Origin of the sequence: Anatilimnocola aquadivae, from assembly GCF_049819085.1 — a bacterium.
GTDB lineage: Bacteria > Planctomycetota > Planctomycetia > Pirellulales > Pirellulaceae > Anatilimnocola.
The window spans coordinates 6,037,094-6,059,079 of the sequence record NZ_CP187419.1; the positions used below are offsets into that span (position 1 = coordinate 6,037,094).

Sequence of the window (21,986 nt, forward strand, 5' to 3'; positions counted from 1 at the left end):
TTATCGTAACTACTCTTCTTTTAATTCTTGGCGCGCTCGATCAATGGCCTCTTGTTGGGCTGGCGTGATCGAGGGCCACTTCAGCCCGAGACCACGCAGGGTTTCATTGAGAATCGCAGCGACCGCGGCCCGCGTCACCCATTTGTGATCGGCGGGAATAACGTACCAAGGGGCATGTTCGGTGCTGGTAGCCGAGAGGGCCTCTTCGTAGGCCCGCATGTAGTCGTCCCAGTACGATCGCTCGTGCAGGTCGCCCGCAGCGAACTTCCAATGCTTTTCGGGCTCTTCGATTCGCTTAATGAATCGCTTCCGTTGCTCTTTCTTCGAGACATTCAAAAAGAACTTTACGACCGCGGTGCCATTGCGAGCCAAGTGTCGCTCGAAGGCGTTGATGTCTTCCAGGCGATGCTCCCAGAATTCCTTCTTCAAGGGTTCGTCCGGCTTTACGCCAGGAATCCTCTGCGCGCCGATGAGTTCCGGATGTACGCGGACGATCAGCACCTCTTCGTAGTACGAGCGATTGAAGATGCCGATGCGGCCCCGTTCGGGCAGTGCTTTGTTGCAACGCCACAAAAAGTCGTGGTCGAGTTCTTCCGACGAAGGATGCTTAAAGGAATAGACCTGGCAGCCTTGCGGGTTAATTCCCGACATGACGTGCTTGATGGTGCTGTCTTTGCCGGCCGCATCCATGGCTTGAAAAATGACGAGCACCGACCAGGAATCGTCGGCGTAGAGCATCTCCTGCGCTTCGGCCAGTTCGCTGACATCCAGAGTGAGTGAGTTCTTGGCGAACTCCTTCCGCTTCTCGACGGGAATGTCTTTATCGCCGGCCCATTCGGGATCGTGATCCTTCAAGTGGAGCTTTTTGCCCGGGTGGACGCGAAACTTTTCGATGAGTTTGGTGCGGTCCATGGTGATTGCTGCGGCCTTAATCGCCCTTGATGGGGCGGCGGTTTTGCTTGGTTTCGGAACGACCTTTTTTGGCATCCAGCCGGCGAACCTTCGAGCCCTTGGTCGGCTTGGTCGCGCGACGCTTCTTGGGCGGCACTAGTACTTCGAGGATCATGGCCCGCAGTTTATCCAGGCAGATCTGAATATTCTTGGGCTGGTCCCGCGTCTCTTGGCTGACGATGACGATCTCGCCCTGAGTCGTGATTTTGCTTTTGTAGGTGGTGAGAAACCGGTGCTTTACATCGGGGGGCAAGCTGGGAGACTGCACCACATCCCAGTGCATCGTCGCTTTGCTGCTGACCTTGTTCACGTTCTGCCCGCCCGGTCCGCCGCTGCGAGAGAACGTGAACCGCAGTTCGCTTTCGGGGATCGTGATGCGTGCGCTAACGGTAATCATGCCAATTCCAGGAGGTGCCGGGCGGAATCGTAATTTCTGGGGTGAAGTGGCCTGCCTGCCAGCAGATCATAATGTAAACTTCCACGCTGCGACGACCCGCTGCTGGCACGAATTGCCGAGGTCCTTCCGAGGGCTTGACGGAATCCGTGACGGCTTATAGGTTTAAGGGTTTCCAGTCGGCGAATGCGCTCGGTCGGACTTCGCTTGGCAAGCCACAGTAATGTGTTGCCAGGAATGGAGTTGGGAAGAATTCGGCCAGCATAGCTTCAATTGGCAGAGCACCGCATTCGTAATGCGGGGGTTATGGGTTCGACTCCCATTGCTGGCTCTTCGAGCAATTCGCCCACTGGTTGGCTCTGGTATTTCAGCTGGATCAAGAGGTCCGGCCAGGCAAAAGGAGTCGCGGCAAGATGACGACTGCGGTAGCTGTAGATTTTCGCGACATTGTACTTTCCAACAATTCATTTGGGCCGCGTGAGATCGCCCAGCTTCAGCAGACAATTGCCGAAGACTACTCGCAATACGGCGTCCTGCGCGACGCGGTGGGCGAGCTCGAGATGCGGGAAGATCGTACCCCCGCCTCGAAGGTCCGACTCGGCGTTTGCTATTACCTGCTCGGCCGATTTCGCCTCGCGATCGAAACGCTGAGCAGCGCCGATGGCGGCGCGGTGGCTCACTTCTATCTGGGCAAGTCAAAATTCGCGATGGGCGATTACGGCGAAGCGATGAAGGGCTATGCCTCCGCCAAGGTCGCTGGCTTCAATGCCGACGAATGTGCGCTCGCCACGGCCGAAGCCCTGCGTTATCAAAAGAAGCCCGAAAAGGCTCTCGAAACCCTCGATCATTTGTCGGGTGCCATCGAGCAGACCGCTGAATATCTGTATCAACGAGGCGCGACCGTCTCGGCCATGTGTGGCAACCCGGTCGAAGTCTGCCGCTTGTACGAACGGGCCGTCGAAGTCGATGGTCGTCACCCGGGCGCTCTGTTTGGTCTCGCGACCGAAAACGATCGCCGCGGCAACGACGAAACGGCTCTCGGCTTGTATCAACGGGCCGTCTCGGTCTTCCCGCCCAGCATGGGCGCGTTGATCAATCTGGGCCTGTTGTACGAAGACCGCGCTCAGTACGATCGCGCTCAAATGTGTTATCAGCGGGTTCTGGATGCGTATCCCGATCACCAGCGTGCTCGCCTGTACGTGAAGGACGCTTCGGCTTCCGGCAACGTCATGCTGGACGAAGAAGCCCAGCGCCGGCAAGATCGCCTGGCCGCCGTGCTCAACGTGCCAGTCACCGATTTCGAACTGTCGGTTCGCAGCCGCAATTGCTTGCAAAAGATGGGCGTTCGCACACTCGGCGACCTCACTCGCATTTCGGAAGCAGAACTGCTCGCCAGCAAGAATTTTGGCGAGACCTCGCTCGTCGAAATCCGCGACATGCTGCACAGCAAGGGCTTGGAACTCGGTCAGTTCGCTGCCGAGAAAGCCGCACCTGAGCCGGTCATGGACATGTCGAGCATGTCGCCCGACGAGCAAGCTTTGCTCGAACGGCCGATCTCGGAACTCAACCTGTCGGTTCGGGCCCGCAAGTGCATGGCTCGCCTGGGTCTGACCCTGATCGCCGAGCTCGTTCGCAAGACCGCCGACGATCTGCTGGAATGCAAGAACTTCGGTGTGACCAGCTTGAACGAAGTTCGCGAAAAGCTGACGCTCATGAACATCAAGTTGCGTGGGGACTAGTCTCTCGACGTTGCCCGACGCGTCAGCGAGGGTATTCAACTGTTGTACGAAGGGCCGATCATTCGGCCCTTTTTTATTGGCTCACACGTAGGCCGAAACAGCGCGGAATGGCGATTGTTGCCGGCTAACGACAAGCACGAAATCGTCGGATATTTATGAGCGCATTCTCGTTTGATCTGAAGCATACCGACGCTCACTGCGCGGCACGTCGCAGCAGCTTTCATACGCCGCATGGTCCGGTCGAAATGCCGGCGTTCATGCCGGTCGGTACGCAAGGAACCGTAAAGGGCCTGACCATTGATATGGTGGCCGACACCAAGGCGCAAATGGTGCTCAGTAATACCTATCACCTGGCATTGCGGCCGACCGAGAAGGTGGTGAAGGAGCTGGGCGGGCTGCACGGCTTCATGAAGTGGGATGGTCCGATCCTGACCGATAGCGGCGGCTTTCAATTGTTCAGCTTGGCACAGATGACGAAGATCACCGAGCAGTCGGCGATCTTCCGGTCGCACATTGACGGCAGCCTGCTGGAGCTTTCACCCGAGCGAGCGATTCAGATTCAGGAAGATCTCGGCAGCGACGTGGCGATGGTCCTCGATCACGTGATTGCCCTGCCGGCAAAGGATGAGGCGATTCGCGAAGCGTGCGAACGAACCATTCGCTGGGCCGCCCGTTGCCAGGCTGCGGCGAAGAGGCCTCAGCAGGCACAGTTCGCGATTGTGCAGGGTGGGCTGAATCCCAAGATGCGAGTCTGGTGCGCGGAAGAACTGGCGAAGCTCGATTTTCCGGGCTATGCCGTGGGCGGCCTGAGTGTGGGCGAAACGCCGGCCGAGATGTACGCCGTGCTCGACGAGGTTTGCCCTGCGATGCCGGTGAACAAGCCTCGCTACTTGATGGGCGTCGGTACGCCGCAAGATCTGCTCAATGCTGTCCGGCGCGGCATCGACCTGTTCGACTGCGTGCTGCCGACTCGCAACGGCCGCAACGCCACCGGCTTCACCGACAAGGGGCCCCTCAAACTGCGGAACCTCAAGCATCAGCTCGACAATCAGCCCGTCGAAGAAGGGTGCCCGTGTCCTTGCTGCAAGCACAGCCGTGGCTACATCCGCCACCTATTCATGGCCGACGAGATGCTCGGCCCGATGCTCCTCTCGGCCCACAACCTGACCTATTACCAGCGACTGCTGGCCGGCGCGAGAACAGCCATCGAAGAGGACCGGTTTGTGGAGTACTGCGATTCCAGGCTGGCGGCCTGGCAGAAGGCGCCCGATCTGGCCAGCTGATGCCAGAAAAAGTCAGGCGAAAGCAGCAGCCCGCTAAAGTGGGTGGTGTTCACAAACCCCGGGGCTTTGTGGGCACGTTTGTGCGTGAAACCCGAAAGATACGGCAGCTACCATTCGCAAACCCGGCCGGTTTGTGAATACGGAAAATCGGACCGGAGGAAACGATGCGTACCAACAGCATTTTTCGGCTCACGTTTGGCGAGTCGCATGCCGAAAACGGCTCCTTCGGCTGGGATAGAGCGGAAATTTTTGAAAGGCCCTTGTGACTAGGCCGGTGATAGCGATATACTACCCTGCTTCAGCCGAATCTTGGAGAGTTGGACATGAAGGTAAGAGCAAGCGTCAAAAAGATTTGCGATAACTGCAAGGTCGTGCGCCGCAAGGGCCGCGTTTACGTTGTTTGCACGAATGCCCGGCACAAGCAGCGCCAGGGTTAACCACAGTACCGTTCACCACTACGCGCTATAGCATCCGATTTGTAGCGGCATTATTAGGAACCGAAGGCTATGCCACGTCTGCTCGGTGTCGACATTCCCAACGACAAACCCGTATTCATCTCCCTCCGTTATTTGTACGGGGTGGGCGATCAGATCGCGCGTGAATTGTGCCACAAAGCTGGCATCAATCAGCAAAAGCACGCTCGCGAACTGACGGAAGAAGAAGTTGCCCGTCTGGCCACGTTGCTGGAACGCGACTACACGGTCGAAGGACCGCTGCGTCGTCAGTTGCAGCAGAACATCGGCCGATTGCGGCATGTCCGCTGCTATCGCGGTATTCGGCACGGTCTCGGCCTGCCAGTTCGCGGCCAGCGCACCAAGACCAATGCACGCACCCGCAAGGGACCGAAGAAGACGGTCGCCGGCAAGAAGGGCGTGAAGGATCTCCGCTAGTAGTAGGCTGGAACATGCTGCATTCAGCACAGTTCCGGCATGAATCGAACATAGCATCAAACTGCAAATTTGCCGGAACATCGCGGAGTACCGCTTGTTACCGGCCTACGGGTTAGGAGCAAGCGGTGTCGAAGGTCAAGAAGAAAAAAGTTCGTCGCAATGTCACCGTGGCCATCGCCCATGTGCGAGCCACGTTCAACAACACCACCGTGACCATTACGGACACGAAGGGTGACACCTTGTGCTGGGCAAGCGCCGGCACGAGCGGCTTCAAGGGAAGCCGTAAGAGCACGCCGTTCGCTGGCCAATGTGCCGGTCAACAGGCTGCCGAAAAGGCCTCGAAGTACGGTGTGAAAGAGTTGGAAGTTCGCGTCAAGGGTCCGGGTTCGGGCCGCGAAAGCGCGATCACCGCTCTGCAGACGGCCGGCATGACGGTGAAGACCATCGAAGATTGCACGCCAATTCCACACAATGGTTGCCGCCCGCCGAAGCGCCGTCGCGTCTAGGTTGGTCAGCCAAGTTGCAGTGTCGTCCTCTCGCCAGGCGAGAGGGACAACATCATGCGGAGCATGATGAGTGCGCTGGTGCAGGAGGCAATTCGGTTTCAGGTTCGGTTCGCGGTTCAGGGGAATAGAGAATGCAAGGCAAAGCAGCGATGCACGTTCGGTGGCGCGGTTTGGAATTGCCCAGCTTGGTCAATTGCGACGCTTCGACACTTTCGTCGACCTACGGCAAGTTCGTGGCCGAGCCCTTCGAGCGCGGCTTCGGCACCACGGTTGGCAACAGCATCCGGCGCGTGCTCCTTTCCAGCTTGGAAGGTTCCGCCGTTACCCAAATCAAGATTCGCGGCGCTCAGCACGAATTCACCACCATTCCTGGTGTGCTCGAAGACGTGACCGATATCGTGCTGAATGTGAAGGCCCTGGTCGTCAAGAATCACAGTGATTCGACCCGCGTCATCACCATCGAAAAGAACACCGCTGGCGTCATCACCGGCGCCGATGTGCAGACCGATTCCGACGTCGAGATCATCAACAAAGATCACGTCCTCTGCACGCTGACCGACAACGTGCCGTTCATGATGGAAATGGTCGTCGAAAACGGCCGTGGCTACATTCCGTCGACCGAACACAGCACCGGCGATCACGAAATCGGCATCATCCCCGTCGATGCCATCTTCAGCCCGATCGTTCGCGTTCGCTACGAAATCGAAGAGACGCGCGTCGGTCAAAAGACCAACTTCGACCGCATGAATCTCGAGATTTGGACCAACGGTGCCATTCACCCAGAGATGGCTCTGGTCGAAGCGGCCAAGATCCTCCGCAAGCACTTGAACCCGTTTGTGCAGTACGCCGAACTGGGCCCCAAGGTACACGCTGCTCCTCGTGGCGGTGCCCCGGGTGGCGACGGTGCTCTCGAAACCAAGCTCGGCATGAGCCTGGCCGAAATGAAGTTGTCGGTTCGGGCCATGAATTGCCTGGAATCGGAAAACATCCACACGGTCCGCGATCTGGTTCAAAAGACCGAAGATCAATTGCTCGAAGTTCGCAACTTCGGCGAGACCACCCTGCACGAAGTTAAAGAAAAGCTGCACGATCTGGGTATGTACCTCGGCATGCGAGTGCCACCAGCCACTGCTGCCCGCTAACGCGAGTAGTCAGTCTCTGCAGTTTTGAATTGGATTCAAAGTCAGTTTTTGCATAACGGTTTAATGCCATGCGACATCGTCGACGAAGCCGCGTTCTCGGCCGCTCCCCCAGCCATCGCAAAGCCATGCTCAAGAACCTGGCCAGCGCGATCTTTTTGACCGAGCGTGATGCCGAGGGTGAAGAGAACGCCCCCAAGGTCAAGGGTCGCATTGTGACGACTCTGCACAAGGCCAAGGAAGTGCGCTCGCTGGTCGAAAAGACCATCACGATCGCCAAGCGAGCCCTCATCAAGCAGGAAGCTGCCGCTGAGTTCGCCACCACGGCCGAACGTCAGAGCGAAGCCTGGAAGACCTGGCGCAAGAGCGACAAGTGGCAAAAGTGGGCCGCTGCCATGGCTCCGGTCGTCAATGCTCGCCGCCGCTGCATCCAAATGCTCGGTGACAAGCAGGCCGTCCGCTTGCTGTTCAGCACCGTGGCTCCTCGCTTCAAAGACCGCGATGGTGGTTACACCCGCGTCCTCCGTTTGGCCAAGCCTCGCCTCGGCGATGCCGGTATCCGCGGCATTCTCGAGTTCACCGGCATTCGCGACCGCAAGGTGATGAAGAGCCAGAAGCCAGCCTTCGACGAAGCTGCTTCGTAGTCAACCAAAGTAGGTCGGAACACGCGAACTTGCGATTGTTCCGCTTGGCGGCAGACCTCCTGGTCTGCCGATCAATGCTTGCCGGATGGTCCTCAAAAGGAATCTCGTTGGAGAGCAGGGATGGCTCCTCTTTCCAAGCAGGCGAATCAAACTCGCTGGCTGCTTCCTGATGCAGCCCCTCTGCCGCCGTTCGATTTCTGCCTCGCGATGCGGCTCCTCGGCCAAGACATGGTCGCCCGCACTCCCTCTCTGAGCCACGTCGACTTCTCCAAGATCGCCACCGTCTTTGCCCAGGCTCGCAAGCGGGTGAACTACGGCATCTATGCCTCGCTCACACCGCTGCGGTTCAAAGATGGCAGCCTGACGACGAAACGCCGCGGTCGCCCGTACACCGTGCAACGGCTGCACGACTCGGCCGGCAACGAGCTGCTTTACATCCTCACGTTCTACTTGCCGCGCTTTCAAGATCTCGACCTGCGCGAAAAGCTGATCACGATCTTTCACGAGCTGTGGCACATCAGCCCGAAGTTCGACGGCGACATACGCCGCCACGAAGGCCGCTGCTACGCCCACACCGGCTCACAAGCCAAGTACGACGAGCACATGGGCACACTCGTCGACGCCTGGCTCGCCCAGCGCCCGCCCGAAGCCCTCTGGAGCTTTCTCAAGCTCGACTTCAACCAACTGCATGCCCGCTGGGGCCGCGTCACCGGCCAGCGGGTTTCACGGCCGAGACTGATTCCAGTGAACAAGTAGGGTTGGCCGAGCGTGCGAGGCCTCATTTCAATGAGCAAACTTCTCTGCCGATGCGGTAACATCATCTCCGACGTTGTCGTGCCGTGCCCGACAGAGGCATGGCTTTTTCCCCAGCAAGACGATAATGCGGCACAGGAAAAGTTCACCACGGCAGTTGAAGCCTTCCTCTCCGCCATTCGCGACGGCCGTCGCGAGGAGTGGGTTCTCCATTTCTTTCTACCTGGCTATCCACTGGACTTGGCAGACAGCGCCATTATCAGCGACATTCGGGCACATTGCGAGCAAGAGTACGGGCGTTCGGTAGCCGAGTGTGAAAAGTGTGGGAGGCTTTGGGTGCAATCGTTCAGTGGTCAGAACGCTTACCGATCTTATTCGCCCGACGAAGGTGGATATGCTGCCGTTCTTCGAGGCACGGCTAAGGCGTAGACAGATGCCGTGCCACTGGCTTTGCCGGCAACGAGCTGGCCAAGCCTTTAACGTTTTCAGCAGTGGACACTCAATGCAACCATGTCACCTCATCGCAATCCCGCTCGAATACCTGCCGAGTCCTGACGGCGACAATCGGCTCGACGTTGACATTCGTGAGGGCGAAACCACGGTCACCTATTTTTCTTCGACACGGGCAATTGGGGGCGCGCGGGATATCAGAGTCGTGTTTACGAATTGCTATTCAGTGCAATTTGTTGCCACCGAAGAACATGAACGATGCTATCCTGGGTTAGACAATCTAGAATCTGACTTCGCCGAGATACGCAACTCAGCATGGCTTCAATCGCTTCCCAAAAATGCACAGTCGCTCAGGCATTTCGCTTTCGGGCTTAATCACTGCTTCTTTGAGTGTATCGCCGGCGAGTACCGCGTTGAGCCGCAACCAAACGACCTGTAACGCAAAGGCAAGCTTTTGAAAGTAATCACACTTGTTGGATGGAATGTGATGATGCCCCGACAACGACTGCCGTTCGTGCTGCTCGTTTTGTGTGTTCTTGTTGTGACCGTTGGCTGCCCCAGCAGCGGATTTTTTGGACGTTACATCGTCATCAACAGCAGCAAAGACGCGATTCAAAATATCACGCTCGCTGCGCGTGGCCAGGAGAAAACGTGGCCTATCACGGAGTCTGGCGGAGGATGGATCAGCGACAGCTTCGGCTCCAATTGCACGTCAGTCGACGTTACCTGGATGAATGCTGCAGGAGAATCGAAGCATCGCACCATCGATTTTTCGAGTCGGGTTGGAGGTCATTGCAAGGATGATTTAATTATCGAGTTTACGGTACAAGGGGTACCAGTTTGGCGCATGGCCCCGGCACCAAGCCATTGATTCACACTCCGTTCAGCGATCTAGTCGCTCAACGCATCGGGCGAGGCTCTGGCCCTGACTGCCCAGCGGTTCGACGATCTAGAATCCGACTTCGCGGAAGTTCGCGGCTCAGCATGGCTTGAACTGGAGCATTCAACTCTCGAGCAGTTGTCGTTTCTGAACTAGGCCCGCTTCGTATCCTTCAACAGCAATCACGACGGTCTTACCTTGCCATTCTTTAGTGCTCCAAAGAATGTGTAGTTAACGAGCATGTCCATCGCCCCCACTATCGACGAAATTGCCAGCCTTCGTCGCTGGACGGGGATGCCGCTCTTGTACTGCCGTACGCTACTTCGAGACACTTCGCCCTCCATGCGGCAGAAGTTACTGCTCGCTGTTCGCACCCAGGAGGGCGCGAAGTACCTTCGCGATCCGATCGAGGTCGATCCGGTGTTCGCCACCGCGTTCGAGCAAGCGACTGAAGAGGCGAACCGGCTGATTAAAGAGTTTGTTGCGGCTGAGCGCGCAAAGCTCCAAGCGGAAGGCATGGGACAGTTGGACTTCATGTTCCGTCACACGTCTCACCTCTACTGGAGTTACCTGAAACGCCTGCTCAAGGAACGGCATGCAGTGGATTGGTTGTCCCCCGCGGAGATGAACCCGTGGATCCACTTTGACTGAGATATAGCCCACATGAGTAGCAAAACATCCAGGCACTTAGGTGCGATCGACCACCAGCGAAAGGGAATTTTGTGGGCCAGGATGTCGATTTTCCTGTTTGCCGTACGACTACCCGATAGTCATGAGTTGGCACTGGCACAACGTCGGTGTCTCATCACGAACGGAGAATCAACATGAACCAGCCAGCGAAGAACACGATTTGCCTGTGGTACGACGGGGGTGCCGAGGAAGCAGCGAAGTTTTATGCCGAGACCTTTCCCGACTCGGCGGTGAGCGCGGTGCATCTCGCGCCGGGCGATTTTCCGTCCGGCAAGAAGGGCGATGTGTTGACGGTCGAGTTTACGGTGCTGGGAATTCCCTGCCTGGGGCTCAATGGCGGACCGGCGTTCAAGCATAGCGAAGCTTTTTCGTTCCAGGTCGCCACCGCCGACCAGGCCGAAACCGATCGCTACTGGAACGCGATCATCGACAACGGCGGCGAGGAGAGTGCCTGCGGCTGGTGCCGCGACAAATGGGGATTATCCTGGCAGATTACGCCGATCGCTCTTACCCAAGCGATCATCGATCCCGACCCCGCCGTCGCCCAGCGGGCATTCGCAGCCATGATGACCATGCGCAAGATCGACATCGCCGCCATCGAAGCCGCCCGGCGAGGGTGAAATGGTCCACGAAACGTCACAGGGCGGTGGCAATCAACGGGTTGGAGGTGCTGATGCTTGGCTGGCTTAAGAAGCGTTTCTTTCCGGTTGCCGACGAGCCTAAGGTCGCGGTGTTTCTCAACCCGCTCGTCATGCTGCTCGCAGGCCGCGAGCGTCAAAAGGGATCGCCGCTGACTGAGCAAGAAGTGCTTCAAGTCCGCGACAGCGCGAAGTGCATTTTCATGCCGATATCTCAGGCACAGAAGTTCTACGCGTCGCTCGATGCTCAAGTCCCCGTCCCACGCATCGATCCAGACAATATCTGGGCAGAGTGGCAAGCCATCCGTCAGCAATTGCAGTAGGCAGAGGCACTCAACACATGTTCGATTCTGTCCTCAACATTCAGGCCCTCGGCCTGATCTTGTACTCGGCCCCAGCGGTCGCTCATATCCATGAGGGCACAGACTATTTGAGCGAGCAATTTATGGAACCGGCCGACGTGGCGCGCCACGTAATGGGCGGCCAATTGACCGCTTTCGGAACCGGATCTTCAGGTTCATTCTGCCTGCGAATCTCGGTCGGCCAGCCTGATGAAGCCCGCGTGCAGGCAGCGGAGTTTAAGCTCCGGCTTAGTCTGCAAGTCCACACCGGCTTCGTCTGCGTCCGCGATCTCTACGACCTGATGGAATGGGCAGCTGAATGCCCCGTCTCGCAGCAATTCCCGGTTCCCGATGGCTGGTATCGGCTGACGGTGTTCACATCGCGTCCACCGAGTAAAATCTTTGGTGATGAGCAGGAAATCGAATTGGTGATGGAGCCGGTATCGCGTCAGCCGCAACTGCACTGGGAAGGCGTCCCGTCGTTGTGTGGCTAAACATTCGACCTCCCGCCTTTCGTCCCGTCGGGACGCTGTGTGTAGCCACGGGTGCAACCCGTGGTTCGGTTCGGTAAAAAAGCACCCGTCCCCAAAGGGACGGCGGAGTTGTGCCTAATCGAACACGTATCCCTCATCGAACTCAATCTCATGGGCACGCAGGAGTCTCAAGAGTTCCGATTTGAAGTCTTCTTGGTGATGATGCTCGGCCTGCCGCTGGATGTAGTTCTTGACCACCGGTTCCTGAGATTTACTGACGCTGAACACGCTGTAACCTTCCTGCCAGGCGAACCCCTGCAGCTTCGGAAACGTCTCGTGAATCCACACCGACGAGCGAGACTTCGTGCGTTGGAGCAACGCTGAAATGTCCTCGTCGGTTCTCCAGCGCGGATACATGTGCACGTGATCTTCGATCCCGCCGATTTCGTAGAGCACGCCTTTCTCGGCGCGAACAATCCCACCGAGGTATGGATAGAGGCGTTCCGTGATCTCCGGCTCTAGCCAACGCTGCCGTTGCTTCGTGCTGAAGACGATATGCAACAAGATTTGCGAGTAGGTACCGGGCATAAAGTTCTCCGTAAACGAGAGGCAGGAACTCCACCGTCCCTTCGGGACGGATGCGTCGTTTTTGATTTTTACCACGGGTTGCACCCGGGGCTACATGCAGCGTCCCGTTGGGACGAAAGGCGGGAGAGCCACCAATCGGAACTCTTGAGGCTGTTGCGTGCCCATGAGATTGAGCTCGATGTGCGACACGTGTTCGACTACGACTGTGCCGTGCCTACGGGACGTACGACGATTGCCCTGTTAGCGAAGCGCCGCCTTATCTCAATTCTGGCCACAGCTGGTCGATAGTTTCGCGAATGGTGATTGAAGGAATCACGATGGCCACCCCCATCTGCTTTTTGAACTCGCCGGTTTGATACGGGAAGTCGTATTTGAAGTTGACGAAATGCTGGCCCTGAATCAGCCCGATGATCTTCGCCGGTTGCTCTTTGCTTTCGGGTTGCCAGAGGACGGCGCCGCCACTATCGCCTTCGAACGTATTCATGTCGATGAGAAAGGTGCTTTGCTTGGCGCTGGGAACGACGGTATTGCCGGTGATGCATCCCAAGCGGATTGTGGGAAATGCGGCCGTCGTCGGATCGAACAGCGACGCATGAGGAAAGCTGAACGAACGGACCAAATCACCAGGCTCGACCCGCGCCAGTTCGTCACGCGTCGCGAGCAGATCGACGGTCAAACGTGGCAGCACCGCTTCGGCCGGCGCACTCAAGGGCAAGACGGCGACGTCGGCCTTGGCGTGTTTGGTCCAGAGCGGTTTGCCTCCCTGGCGAATCTGTAGTGGCACTTCCAGCTTGGCGAATGCTTGCTCGGCTTCGCGCTTGCGCCAGGTGAGGACCATTTCGCCCCCTTCCGCTTTCTCGAAGACGTGTGCGGAAGTGATGAGCATCAGCGGAGCATCGGCTGCGTTCGACTTCGCCAGCACAAACGCCGAAGCTGACGACCTGCCATTGGTCACGCGTAGGGCAGCTTGATTCAACTGCGCACGAATGCTCGGCGTTTCCTGACTCCGAGCGACCGCGCCCAACGACATCAGCCCGAGCCAACAGGCAGACAAGATCCAACAAGATCGACGGCGCATGGTTCTCAACTCGTACGAAAGAAGGTCCATTCTCGGCAGCTACGAGTATGCTCCACCCTGCACGCTCTTGCCAAATCCACCGGCTTCGCCAGTGCCCGTTTCAACCACGGGATTGTACAGACTCAAGGAGCCCGGAGTCGGAAGTCAGGCCGGGAGGTTTCCGCCAAGAAACGACCGAGCCCCGCGTGTTGCGCGGGGCTCGGTGTTTAGAACAAACCTTTGGAGGATTTCGACAGCGATGGAGTCGCTGGGAGATTGGCGGAGTCGGGCGTGCTACTGCACTTGCACCTTGGTGACTCGAGCCATCCCGTATTAATAGGTCCCTCGGTCAGAATGCACACCAAAGGCTGTTTACCAATTGTACGTTACTGCTGCCGACCAGGTCGGCGGCGAGTTCGAGTTGTTGGTTCCGCAGCTGACCACCACGGTTCCTCACTCGCACTGTTGTTATCGGGCATTTTACCACAGCAGTTCACTTCGATCAGGGGCACTTTCACGAGAATTCGTATGCCGCAGCGAAGGAAAATCGGCCGCCAGGCAAATTAAGTTCTCGTGACGAGCGGCCTGACATGCTGTCAATCCTGTTCACGATCCCTGTCGCGTTGGCAGTCGCGTTGGCAGTCGCGGCAGGCCAATGCTACCTAATGCATCTGCCGTGCCCGAAGAGGCGGCGAGTGAAATTAACGCGGTCGGACCAGACTAGTCATGCGCCGCGCGAATAATAGTGCGCGAAAGATCTTTGAAAATTCGGTAGCAAGTGGTGCGCAGGTGGTGTGCAGTACCACCCGAAGGTGGACTGTTCAGCGTGTGCGAGCGGGTTATCAAACGGTTATCACCAGGCGCGGATTGTGATTCGCCGAATGGATTGTTGGTTTCCCTTAGCGAAAGAAGCGTTGGGTCGCGGGCGATGCGTCAGCGGTGGTTGATGTGTGGCGACGAAGGGGCCTGTTCAAGGTAATAAGTGGTTATCAGGTTGGCGGCAAAATAACGACATAAATGCGTTATAAATTTTCACAACTAGTTGACAATAGTCGATTTGCGAACAGGCCGGTTTTTGAAAAATCTGCCCAAAAAAGTTATCAAACGAACGGGCAAACTTGGCGTCGAAACGGTTATCAAGTGGCGGGGAAGCAGGGCGGGAAGATGTCTCGCAAAGTGAGATTCGGCTCCCTTGAGCTTTGCGAAAAAACTCACCAAATGGTTATCAAAAGGGGCTGTTCAGGGGCTGTTCAGGCGAGGGTTCAACGAGAAGCGAGCAGGGCACCATTGGGGTGGAGGTGGCAAAACTGTCCCGCGACAACGACTGGCGGGGATGATAGAATTCACGGCAGAAGTGGCAGGGGCCGATTGCGGGTACCCGAATTGGTTGCGGCAAACTATTGGCTGAGAATCCTGGGCGGTAGCATGGGCAAAGAAGTGGCTGGGGGACTTTCCGTACAAGAGGCGCGCGACATGTTGCGCGCGGCGGACCTACGGAGCACCGCGTCCCGGCTGGCGGTGCTGCAGTACCTGGCAAATTTCAACAAGCCCCTCAGCCATGCGGAAGTGTCCGACGCGCTGGTGCCTCAAGGCTTCGATAAGTCCACCTTATACCGGTGCCTGGTCGAACTGGCCGACTCGAACCTGCTCAGCCGATTGGATGCGGGCGATCACGCTTGGCGATTCGAATTAAAAAGAGGGGCCGAACATGAAGACGGGCAACACCCTCACTTCATGTGTCTCGATTGTGGCAAGGTGACCTGCTTGCCCGAGGTCGAGGTGAAGATTGTCCCCACGGCCGGCAAAAAAGCGGGCACCATGGGAGACGTCACCGAGATCTTCCTGAAGGGTCATTGCACGGAGTGTAAGTAGGTTCGCTCAACGAAGGTGATGGAATGTCGACGGCGGAATTGATCGAAAAGTACCAGGCCGGACCCGCTCAATTGCGGTCTGCGGTGGCGGGGATTACGCGCGAGCAATTGCTTGCCCGGCCGATTGCCGGCAAGTGGAGCGTGCTGGAAGTGGTGGCGCATCTCGCCGATTTTGAGCCAATTTTTGCCGATCGGGCGAAGCGAATCATTGCCACCGAGAATCCACCGCTACCCAGCGGCGACGAGAATCTGTTCGCCCAGCATTTGGCTTATCACGAGCGGGACATTGAGGAAGAATTGCAGCTCATCGAAGCTTGCCGCGGGCAGATGGTGAAGATCTTGAAGACGCTGCCTGCTTCGGCTTTCCAGCGAACGGGCGTGCATAGCGAAATTGGTCCGCTGACGTTGGAGCGAGTGTTGGGCTACGTGACGAATCACTTGCCGCATCACCTGCCTTTCATCCTGGAAAAGCGTCGGGCCCTGGGAGTGTGACGGGCACCGGTTGTGCGGCCCGTACGATCGGCGGGGTCTCTCCCCCTGTCAAATTGTCGCGTGGGCGAGACTTTCTTGCTGGCTGCAAGCATTTGCAGGGCAAAGACTTGCGGGCTGCGGGCCACAATCCCTGGTTGCTGTTGCCGATTACCGTTTATACTTACAGCAGGCAGCAGATCGAACTGCAACGATCAGCGCCGACGCTTTTGGGGCGGGCTGCACGATTCCCTTTCCTTGGCCACGATGTCAATTTGCGATGTGCGAGTTGCCAGATCGCTGGTGAAGGTTCCTTAGGACTGCCACGATTCAGACATTTGTATTACGCCCGCTCTTCCGTACTTCGCGGCGTCATGTAGCGAGCCGGCTCCGTCCGGTCTCGTCCTTCTTGGCCAATCGGTGCAGCTGCTTCGTCAGCTGCTCTGCTCCATGATCGAACAGATAATCACGCTCACCGACCCGAACCGGGCCTTGGCCCTCTTTGGTCCCCGCGATCAATATCTGCGAGCTTTGCGAGAAACCCTCGGCGTAACCATCAGCCATCGCGATGGCCAGCTGCGCATTCAGGGCGAAGAGCCTGCGGTCAACAAAGCCACTTCGGTCTTCGACCAGTTGACCAAAGCGCTCGAGCAAAAAGGCGAGCTCGACCCCGAGACCGTCGGCGGAATCTTAAGTGCCGCGGGTGGCAAGGCGCTGGGCGTTGTCGGTCAGCAACCCATCGACGTGATCAACGTCGCGCGCCGCATCGTCCCCAAGACCGCTGGTCAGGCTCGTTACATCGATTCGATCCGCGCCCACGATATCACGTTTGCCGTGGGCCCCGCGGGTACCGGTAAGACGTACCTCGCCGTGGCTGTGGCCGTCGAAGCGCTCAAGCAGCATCTGATTCGCAAGATCGTCCTGGTGCGACCTGCGGTCGAAGCGGGTGAAAGCCTCGGCTACTTGCCGGGCGATATGCTCGCCAAGATCAACCCGTACCTGCGCCCGCTGCTCGACGCGCTGGCCGAGATGATCGACTACGACCAGATGAAGCGGTACATGGAGCAGGATGTCATTGAGGTCGTGCCGCTCGCTTACATGCGCGGCCGCACTCTCAACGAGGCGTTCATCATTCTGGACGAAGCTCAAAACACGACCGTGTCGCAGATGAAGATGTTTTTGACACGCATGGGCAATGGCTCGAAAATTGTCATTTCCGGCGACGTCACGCAGGTCGACTTGCCCCGCGCCAGTGCCAGCGGTCTTACCGACGCGCTGCAACGCTTGAAAGACATTCAGGGCATCAATACCGTACATCTTGGCAAGGGGGACATTGTGCGGCACAAGCTCGTGCAAGAGATTGTCCGCGCCTATGAAGACGAGCCCCGCTCGAACCCGTCCACTTCCAAGAAATCCAAATAGCCTTTATTGCTTCGAATTCCCCAACTCCTAGTTCCCAGCCCCTCCACCAGTGACTCACAGCCTTTCACGCCGACTTCGCAACAGCCGGGTAGCAACGCTACCCCCGGGTATGGTTGCGCGCGGCTGGACGGTGCTCAAGCGCACCGACGTGCTGATTCGCATCGGCTTGCTGGTCGTGGCCGCTTTGGTGATGTGGGGTGTGACGCGCAGCTGGGCTCCGGCGTTTGCCTATCGCACGGGCTACATTCCCACTCGCGATATCATCGCCCGCGTTAACTTTTCCGAGAACGACCTGGTCGAAACCGGCAAGCGGCAAGATCAAGCTCGCGCTCAGGCCGAGTTTGTCTACGAGCAAGACCCGCGGCCGCTCGAAGAGTTGCGACAAGAGCTGAAGAACAAGGTTTCGCAGCTATCGAGCGTCGAATCGTACGACAAGGTCATGCCCAAGCTGTGGGAAGAATTCTCGCCAGCCGGTGAAGGAAAGACTCCGGAGACGGAGAAGAAGAAATTCGATGCTCTGAAGGCCTTCTTCATGGCGGGGATGGACTCCGGTCGATTTGATGAGGCCATTAAAAAAGCCTTTGCACCCCTCGAACGCAGCGGCGTCATCGACGTGCTGCAACACACCAGCACCGAAGGCAGCCAGCAGACAATCAAGGTTCGCCAGGTCGGCACCAAGCAGGCACCTCACCGGGCCGCCGTCGAAGAAGTATTGATCAGTCGCATCAAGCCGCAACTGCAGCAACGGTTGATCGAAGAGCTAAAGGCCTTCGGTGGCATGAGCGAAGGCAGTTTGACCGTTGCAGATTTGACTTACGCCTGGCTCGATCAACGGCTGCAGAATGCCCGCACGCTCACGCTCGATCGTGAGGCCTCCGAAGCCGAGAAGAAAGCCGCCGCCGATGCGGTGCCGATCGTCGTTCGCGAGTACAAGGCCAACGAAACTAATCTCGCCAAAGCGCATGGGCCGCTCGACAACAACCAAGTGCAATTGCTGAGGAAAGAGTACGACGAATGGCGCAAGCGAATGGGCTGGCCCGAGAAGATCGGCCGCAGCCTGGCGACGTTTGGTATGTACTTCGCGCTCTACACACTCTGCGGCTTCTACATTTTGAATCGCCGCCGCAAGCTGGTCGAAGACCTGAACAAGTTCTCGGTATTGCTCGGCTCGGTCGTGGTGACGGTGATTCTCTGCTGGAGCTTCTCGAAAGATCAATGGCGGGCCGAGATCATTCCACTGATGCTGTTCGGCATGACTGCCGCCATCGCCTACGAAAAAGAACTGGCGCTGCTGCTCGCGGCTTCGGTCTCACTGATTGTCTCGTTCGCTCTCGATCAAGGGCTGGGCGAGTTTGTGATTCTGGTTTCGTCGGTAGCGGCCGCGATTCTCTTTCTGCGCCGCATTCGCAGCCGGACCAAGCTCATCTACGTGGGTGCAGTCTCGGGTGTGGTGGTAGTCGCCACGACGTTTGGCGTTGGAACTCTCGTAGGGCAAGCTTTCGGTGCCACCGATAGCGCGCTGAACGTAGTCGAAGATTGGCTGCCAACACCCTGGACCAATTCGTTTATGGTCACGCTCGCCATCGGCGCTTTTTGGTTTGGCACCTGTGCGCTGCTCGCCAGCGTGCTCATGACCGGCTTGTTGCCCTTCATCGAACGTCTGTTCGATGTGCAGACCGATATCAGTCTGCTGGAACTTGGCGACGTGCAACATCCGCTGCTGCAGCAACTGGTTCGCCGCGCTCCGGGCACTTACAACCATTCGATCAACGTCGCTTCAATTGCTGAAACGGCTGCCGAGGCCATTGGCTGCAACGGCTTGCTCGTCCGCGTCGGTGCTTACTTTCACGACATCGGCAAGATGCTCAAGCCGGCCTACTTTGTCGAGAATCAAGGCACCGAAGGAAACCGCCACGAGTTTCTGCAGCCCGCCATGAGCACGCTGGTGATCATCGCGCACGTGAAGGACGGTGCCGATCTTGCTCGCCAACATCACCTGCCGCGCACCATCATCGACTTCATCGAACAACATCACGGCACCACGCTTGTCGAATACTTTTACCGCCGCGAAGCCAAGCGTTTGGAGGCGGATCCGACAGCTGCCGAGCCCGATGAATCGACCTTTCGCTATCCCGGGCCCAAGCCGCAGACCAAAGAAACCGCCGTGTTGATGCTGGCCGATGTGGTCGAAAGCGCCAGTCGCGCTCTGAGCGACCCCACACCGGCCCGCATCGAAAGCCTCGTGCACGATCTCGCACTCAAGCGGCTGCTCGATGGCCAGTTCGACGAATGCGGCCTCACGTTGCAAGAGCTGCGCATTCTGGAAGACAGCCTGGTGAAATCGCTCACGGCTGTCTATCACGGTCGCGTGAAGTATCCCGAGCATCAGACCGTTTGATGGGCCATTCCAGCAAGTCCAACAAGCTCCGCATCGACATTGCCGACGAGCAGGATGCCCACCAGGTCAACTACGACCGGCTGATCGCCGCCGTCAGACTGATCTTCGCCGATGCCGGTTATTCGCAAGGCGAGGTGAGCATCGCAATTGTTACCGACGAAGCGATGCACGAACTGAATCGCCAATACCTGCAGCACGACTACCCGACCGATGTGCTCAGCTTTGTGCTAGAAGAAGACGAAGGCCGGCTCGATGGCCAGCTGATCGTCAGCGCCGATTACGCCTCACGCGAAGCGGTCACCTTCGGCTGGACCACCGACGACGAACTGCTCCTCTACACCATTCACGGCACGTTGCACCTGGTCGGCTACGACGATCTGGAACCGGACCTGAAAGCAGAGATGCGCGAGCAAGAGAAGCTCTACCTTGCAAAGTTCGGGCTCACGCCGAACTACTCCGAGTAGCGCCACTGCGTGTCCGACTAGGCGGCCTTGAGCGAACGCGCCTGCTTGGCGGCGGCGATCCACTCGGTTACTTCGGCTTCATCGGGCGGCTCGCTGCTGCGGAGAACGCGCTGGCCGTCGGGGCTCTCGACGAAAGGTTGAATCAGATCAAGCAGGTCTTCGACTTCGCAATCAGCCAACTCTGCAGGCTGATCGATGCCGCAGGCTACGAGAATCTGGGCATCGTGGCCGCGTAGTCCGGCGACGCGGCAAACGAGCGTGGCCTCGGCCTGCCATTGGCGGATCACATCGGGAATGATGTGAGCGGCGTCCAGTTTGGCGGCAAGTTTTTCGGGATGGGAAGCCAGTAACTCGCCGACCGTATTGACGCCGGCCTTGCGCATGCGTTCAGCGGTCTTGGTGCCAATGGAGGGAGCATCCTGAATTGGCTTACTCCGATCGAGATAATACTTGAGCTTGGTCTCGACCGCAGGCTCGGTGGCTTGCTTCGCCTTGGCCTTGGCTGGCTCTGGTTTGGCTGGTTCTGGCTTAGGCACTACTTTCGCTGGTTCGGTTTTTACAGGTGCGGGCTTGGTCGCTTCTACTTTCACCGGCTGAGTTCTCGGTGGCTCCTGCTTGGGCGGTTCGACTTTGGCCTTCGTCTCTGACACAGGAACTGAGACGGTTGCGGGGGAAACCAACTCCGCGATCTCGGTCGGCGTTTTCCAAGGACTGAGGATCTCTTTGGCGGTCAGTGGTTTCTCGCGAGGAATCTCAATCGGTTTGGAGTTGATTTCAGCGACCGGCATTTTCGCGGCAGTCGATTGCAGGGGCAACTCTTGCGTCTGCGCCACTCGCGGAAAGTTCGCCCGCTTGCGATTGTCGATGACAGGAGCCGTGACGCTCTTAAAACTGCGATCTCGCTGGACCGCACCTTGGCCATGACGCTCGCCCGGTTTGCGAATGGGCTGGGCATCGAGTTTGGTGAGTGAAGTCTGCAGCACTTCAGCAGCGTGCAGTTTGCGGACTTCGACATCGTCGGCCGACAGATTGTCGATGACCTTGCCGGTCCGTTCGAATTCTTCGTAGACGAGTCGCAAGGTCTCTCGCTCGCGTACATCTTCGATGTGCTTGGCGAGCATGCGAAACGGCATCTTCGCGGCGGCCACAAGCCCTTGCAGCGTGACGTCGACAAACGGCGGCACGGAGTTCGTTTCGTCGATGAGCCGTTCAAGAATGCGGGCCAGGCCCACCACGGCATAGCCCAGACACTTGGCGATACAATCCTTGAGTGCTTGATCCATGCCCAGCAGCGGATCTCGCGTGCCGAGAGCCAGGTTGTAGTGATCGATGACGGTATCGTAGTGCGGGTTAGAGATTTCCGCGGCGCGGCGAACCATCTCGGCCAACCAATCGTCGCCAGCCGGGCATTCCCAGCGAGGATAGCCGCCTTGATCTTCGTCGAGAATGTTCTGCAACTCGCCATACGACTTGCAGATGCTCCACTCGACCGCGCGGTGTACGGGCCCTTCGTCTTCAGTCTGCCCCGTGTGCAGCGGCATCAAGGCATCGGAGAAGTAGTGGCTGAGCACGCCGACCGAGTAAGCACCTTCTTCCCAGTCGCGACTTTGAAACGCCTTGTGAGCCGCGACGTACCACTTTTGCGAAGCGGCCACGGCCCCGCCCCAGTAGTTGTCCTGCACGTGCAGAACGTGGTTTTTGAAGTCTTTGAACTGAGTGTCGGGAGCTTTCGCGCCTTCGAGGTAGGCGCGGTTGTAACGCAGGAAGACATCCATCCAGGCTTGGGCGTCGTGTCCGCGCAGATGCCGAAGCGCGTCGAGCGCCAGCTTGTGATGCGTGCTGCGAGCTGCAGACGCAAAGACGACTTTGAACAGCAGCGACACGCGGAATCTCTGTTATCTAATAGCCCGAAGCGCCCTTCGCTAGCGAGTCGGGCCAAAACCATGC

24 protein-coding genes and 1 tRNA gene are annotated in these 21,986 nt (G+C 57.9%); 20 read left to right on the plus strand and 5 right to left on the minus strand.

The features are described 5' to 3' along the window. Positions 1-9: 9 nt before the first annotated feature. Both NA78x_RS23755 and arfB read right to left on the minus strand, forming a co-directional pair. Positions 10-912 (minus strand): polyphosphate kinase 2 family protein, encoded by a 903-nt coding sequence (locus tag NA78x_RS23755; RefSeq protein WP_425614873.1) that lies wholly within the window; start codon positions 910-912, stop codon positions 10-12. A 16-nt stretch (positions 913-928) separates the two neighbouring features. Next, positions 929-1,348: an alternative ribosome rescue aminoacyl-tRNA hydrolase ArfB gene (gene arfB / locus NA78x_RS23760; RefSeq protein ID WP_425614874.1), complete on the minus strand. Its 420-nt coding sequence runs from the start codon at positions 1,346-1,348 to the stop codon at positions 929-931. Between the two features lie 254 nt (positions 1,349-1,602). Here arfB and NA78x_RS23765 point away from each other — a divergent pair. The 15 genes from NA78x_RS23765 to NA78x_RS23835 all read left to right on the plus strand — a co-directional run bounded on the left by NA78x_RS23765 (position 1,603) and on the right by NA78x_RS23835 (position 11,792). Continuing rightward, positions 1,603-1,676, plus strand: a tRNA-Thr gene (locus NA78x_RS23765). A gap of 82 nt (positions 1,677-1,758) precedes the next feature. After that, positions 1,759-3,084: a DNA-directed RNA polymerase subunit alpha C-terminal domain-containing protein gene (locus NA78x_RS23770; protein WP_425614875.1), complete on the plus strand. Its 1,326-nt coding sequence runs from the start codon at positions 1,759-1,761 to the stop codon at positions 3,082-3,084. A gap of 155 nt (positions 3,085-3,239) precedes the next feature. Next, a complete protein-coding gene (gene tgt / locus NA78x_RS23775; RefSeq protein WP_425614876.1) occupies positions 3,240-4,367 on the plus strand; it encodes a tRNA guanosine(34) transglycosylase Tgt in 1,128 nt (375 codons plus the stop codon). A gap of 323 nt (positions 4,368-4,690) precedes the next feature. Then, a complete protein-coding gene (rpmJ, locus tag NA78x_RS23780) occupies positions 4,691-4,804 on the plus strand; it encodes a 50S ribosomal protein L36 (protein ID WP_425614877.1) in 114 nt (37 codons plus the stop codon). Between the two features lie 69 nt (positions 4,805-4,873). Continuing rightward, positions 4,874-5,257: a 30S ribosomal protein S13 gene (rpsM, locus tag NA78x_RS23785; RefSeq protein WP_425614878.1), complete on the plus strand. Its 384-nt coding sequence runs from the start codon at positions 4,874-4,876 to the stop codon at positions 5,255-5,257. A 125-nt stretch (positions 5,258-5,382) separates the two neighbouring features. After that, positions 5,383-5,763 (plus strand): 30S ribosomal protein S11, encoded by a 381-nt coding sequence (gene rpsK, locus NA78x_RS23790; protein ID WP_425614879.1) that lies wholly within the window; start codon positions 5,383-5,385, stop codon positions 5,761-5,763. Positions 5,764-5,912: 149 nt separating this feature from the next. Continuing rightward, positions 5,913-6,905, plus strand: a complete 993-nt coding sequence (locus tag NA78x_RS23795; protein ID WP_425619473.1) for a DNA-directed RNA polymerase subunit alpha — start codon at positions 5,913-5,915, stop codon at positions 6,903-6,905. 68 nt (positions 6,906-6,973) lie between these two features. Then, positions 6,974-7,546 carry a bL17 family ribosomal protein gene (locus tag NA78x_RS23800; RefSeq protein WP_425614880.1) on the plus strand — a complete coding sequence of 191 codons (573 nt, stop codon included), beginning with the start codon at positions 6,974-6,976 and terminating at the stop codon, positions 7,544-7,546. Positions 7,547-7,666: 120 nt separating this feature from the next. Next, a complete protein-coding gene (locus tag NA78x_RS23805) occupies positions 7,667-8,302 on the plus strand; it encodes a putative metallopeptidase (RefSeq protein WP_425614881.1) in 636 nt (211 codons plus the stop codon). 30 nt (positions 8,303-8,332) lie between these two features. Further along, entirely contained in the window at positions 8,333-8,728 is a 396-nt protein-coding gene (locus NA78x_RS23810) for a hypothetical protein (RefSeq protein WP_425614882.1), read from the plus strand. Between the two features lie 508 nt (positions 8,729-9,236). Then, a complete protein-coding gene (locus NA78x_RS23815; RefSeq protein WP_425614883.1) occupies positions 9,237-9,620 on the plus strand; it encodes a hypothetical protein in 384 nt (127 codons plus the stop codon). Between the two features lie 249 nt (positions 9,621-9,869). After that, entirely contained in the window at positions 9,870-10,280 is a 411-nt protein-coding gene (locus tag NA78x_RS23820) for a hypothetical protein (RefSeq protein ID WP_425614884.1), read from the plus strand. 173 nt (positions 10,281-10,453) lie between these two features. Further along, a complete protein-coding gene (locus NA78x_RS23825; protein ID WP_425614885.1) occupies positions 10,454-10,939 on the plus strand; it encodes a VOC family protein in 486 nt (161 codons plus the stop codon). Positions 10,940-10,992: 53 nt separating this feature from the next. After that, positions 10,993-11,280, plus strand: coding sequence for a hypothetical protein (locus NA78x_RS23830; RefSeq protein WP_425614886.1), 288 nt, complete (start codon positions 10,993-10,995; stop codon positions 11,278-11,280). Between the two features lie 17 nt (positions 11,281-11,297). Beyond that, positions 11,298-11,792: a hypothetical protein gene (locus NA78x_RS23835; RefSeq protein WP_425614887.1), complete on the plus strand. Its 495-nt coding sequence runs from the start codon at positions 11,298-11,300 to the stop codon at positions 11,790-11,792. Positions 11,793-11,906: 114 nt separating this feature from the next. Here NA78x_RS23835 and tnpA read toward each other — a convergent pair whose 3' ends face one another. Both tnpA and NA78x_RS23845 read right to left on the minus strand, forming a co-directional pair. Next, positions 11,907-12,359, minus strand: a complete 453-nt coding sequence (gene tnpA, locus NA78x_RS23840; protein ID WP_425614888.1) for an IS200/IS605 family transposase — start codon at positions 12,357-12,359, stop codon at positions 11,907-11,909. Between the two features lie 256 nt (positions 12,360-12,615). After that, positions 12,616-13,437: a hypothetical protein gene (locus tag NA78x_RS23845; RefSeq protein ID WP_425614889.1), complete on the minus strand. Its 822-nt coding sequence runs from the start codon at positions 13,435-13,437 to the stop codon at positions 12,616-12,618. Between the two features lie 1,404 nt (positions 13,438-14,841). Here NA78x_RS23845 and NA78x_RS23850 point away from each other — a divergent pair. The 5 genes from NA78x_RS23850 (at position 14,842) to ybeY (ending at position 20,039) form a co-directional block, all read left to right on the plus strand. After that, positions 14,842-15,288: a Fur family transcriptional regulator gene (locus NA78x_RS23850; protein ID WP_425614890.1), complete on the plus strand. Its 447-nt coding sequence runs from the start codon at positions 14,842-14,844 to the stop codon at positions 15,286-15,288. Between the two features lie 23 nt (positions 15,289-15,311). Next, positions 15,312-15,779 carry a DinB family protein gene (locus NA78x_RS23855; protein ID WP_425614891.1) on the plus strand — a complete coding sequence of 156 codons (468 nt, stop codon included), beginning with the start codon at positions 15,312-15,314 and terminating at the stop codon, positions 15,777-15,779. Positions 15,780-16,205: 426 nt separating this feature from the next. Next, positions 16,206-17,177 (plus strand): PhoH family protein, encoded by a 972-nt coding sequence (locus NA78x_RS23860; protein WP_425614892.1) that lies wholly within the window; start codon positions 16,206-16,208, stop codon positions 17,175-17,177. A 130-nt stretch (positions 17,178-17,307) separates the two neighbouring features. Further along, the gene (locus NA78x_RS23865) at positions 17,308-19,575 is read left to right on the plus strand and encodes an HD family phosphohydrolase (RefSeq protein ID WP_425614893.1); all 2,268 of its coding nucleotides are present in this window, start codon (positions 17,308-17,310) and stop codon (positions 19,573-19,575) included. Beyond that, positions 19,575-20,039: an rRNA maturation RNase YbeY gene (gene ybeY / locus NA78x_RS23870; protein WP_425614894.1), complete on the plus strand. Its 465-nt coding sequence runs from the start codon at positions 19,575-19,577 to the stop codon at positions 20,037-20,039. The genes NA78x_RS23865 and ybeY overlap by 1 nt, the downstream gene beginning before the upstream one ends. A 17-nt stretch (positions 20,040-20,056) precedes the next feature. Here the strand turns inward: ybeY and NA78x_RS23875 are convergent, their stop codons facing one another. Then, positions 20,057-21,922, minus strand: coding sequence for a DUF4332 domain-containing protein (locus tag NA78x_RS23875; protein ID WP_425614895.1), 1,866 nt, complete (start codon positions 21,920-21,922; stop codon positions 20,057-20,059). Positions 21,923-21,986: the final 64 nt, after the last annotated feature.

What these genes read in the sequence shown, in the direction of transcription:
- NA78x_RS23755 (WP_425614873.1), bottom strand. Translation starts at nt 912, where the DNA reads ATGGACCGCACCAAACTCATCGAAAAGTTTCGCGTCCACCCGGGCAAA.
- arfB (WP_425614874.1), bottom strand. Translation starts at nt 1,348, where the DNA reads ATGATTACCGTTAGCGCACGCATCACGATCCCCGAAAGCGAACTGCGG.
- NA78x_RS23770 (WP_425614875.1), top strand. Translation starts at nt 1,759, where the DNA reads ATGACGACTGCGGTAGCTGTAGATTTTCGCGACATTGTACTTTCCAAC.
- tgt (WP_425614876.1), top strand. Translation starts at nt 3,240, where the DNA reads ATGAGCGCATTCTCGTTTGATCTGAAGCATACCGACGCTCACTGCGCG.
- rpmJ (WP_425614877.1), top strand. Translation starts at nt 4,691, where the DNA reads ATGAAGGTAAGAGCAAGCGTCAAAAAGATTTGCGATAACTGCAAGGTC.
- rpsM (WP_425614878.1), top strand. Translation starts at nt 4,874, where the DNA reads ATGCCACGTCTGCTCGGTGTCGACATTCCCAACGACAAACCCGTATTC.
- NA78x_RS23795 (WP_425619473.1), top strand. Translation starts at nt 5,913, where the DNA reads ATGCACGTTCGGTGGCGCGGTTTGGAATTGCCCAGCTTGGTCAATTGC.
- NA78x_RS23800 (WP_425614880.1), top strand. Translation starts at nt 6,974, where the DNA reads ATGCGACATCGTCGACGAAGCCGCGTTCTCGGCCGCTCCCCCAGCCAT.
- NA78x_RS23805 (WP_425614881.1), top strand. Translation starts at nt 7,667, where the DNA reads ATGGCTCCTCTTTCCAAGCAGGCGAATCAAACTCGCTGGCTGCTTCCT.
- NA78x_RS23810 (WP_425614882.1), top strand. Translation starts at nt 8,333, where the DNA reads ATGAGCAAACTTCTCTGCCGATGCGGTAACATCATCTCCGACGTTGTC.
- NA78x_RS23815 (WP_425614883.1), top strand. Translation starts at nt 9,237, where the DNA reads ATGATGCCCCGACAACGACTGCCGTTCGTGCTGCTCGTTTTGTGTGTT.
- NA78x_RS23820 (WP_425614884.1), top strand. Translation starts at nt 9,870, where the DNA reads ATGTCCATCGCCCCCACTATCGACGAAATTGCCAGCCTTCGTCGCTGG.
- NA78x_RS23825 (WP_425614885.1), top strand. Translation starts at nt 10,454, where the DNA reads ATGAACCAGCCAGCGAAGAACACGATTTGCCTGTGGTACGACGGGGGT.
- NA78x_RS23830 (WP_425614886.1), top strand. Translation starts at nt 10,993, where the DNA reads ATGCTTGGCTGGCTTAAGAAGCGTTTCTTTCCGGTTGCCGACGAGCCT.
- NA78x_RS23835 (WP_425614887.1), top strand. Translation starts at nt 11,298, where the DNA reads ATGTTCGATTCTGTCCTCAACATTCAGGCCCTCGGCCTGATCTTGTAC.
- tnpA (WP_425614888.1), bottom strand. Translation starts at nt 12,359, where the DNA reads ATGCCCGGTACCTACTCGCAAATCTTGTTGCATATCGTCTTCAGCACG.
- NA78x_RS23845 (WP_425614889.1), bottom strand. Translation starts at nt 13,437, where the DNA reads ATGCGCCGTCGATCTTGTTGGATCTTGTCTGCCTGTTGGCTCGGGCTG.
- NA78x_RS23850 (WP_425614890.1), top strand. Translation starts at nt 14,842, where the DNA reads ATGGGCAAAGAAGTGGCTGGGGGACTTTCCGTACAAGAGGCGCGCGAC.
- NA78x_RS23855 (WP_425614891.1), top strand. Translation starts at nt 15,312, where the DNA reads ATGTCGACGGCGGAATTGATCGAAAAGTACCAGGCCGGACCCGCTCAA.
- NA78x_RS23860 (WP_425614892.1), top strand. Translation starts at nt 16,206, where the DNA reads ATGATCGAACAGATAATCACGCTCACCGACCCGAACCGGGCCTTGGCC.
- ybeY (WP_425614894.1), top strand. Translation starts at nt 19,575, where the DNA reads ATGGGCCATTCCAGCAAGTCCAACAAGCTCCGCATCGACATTGCCGAC.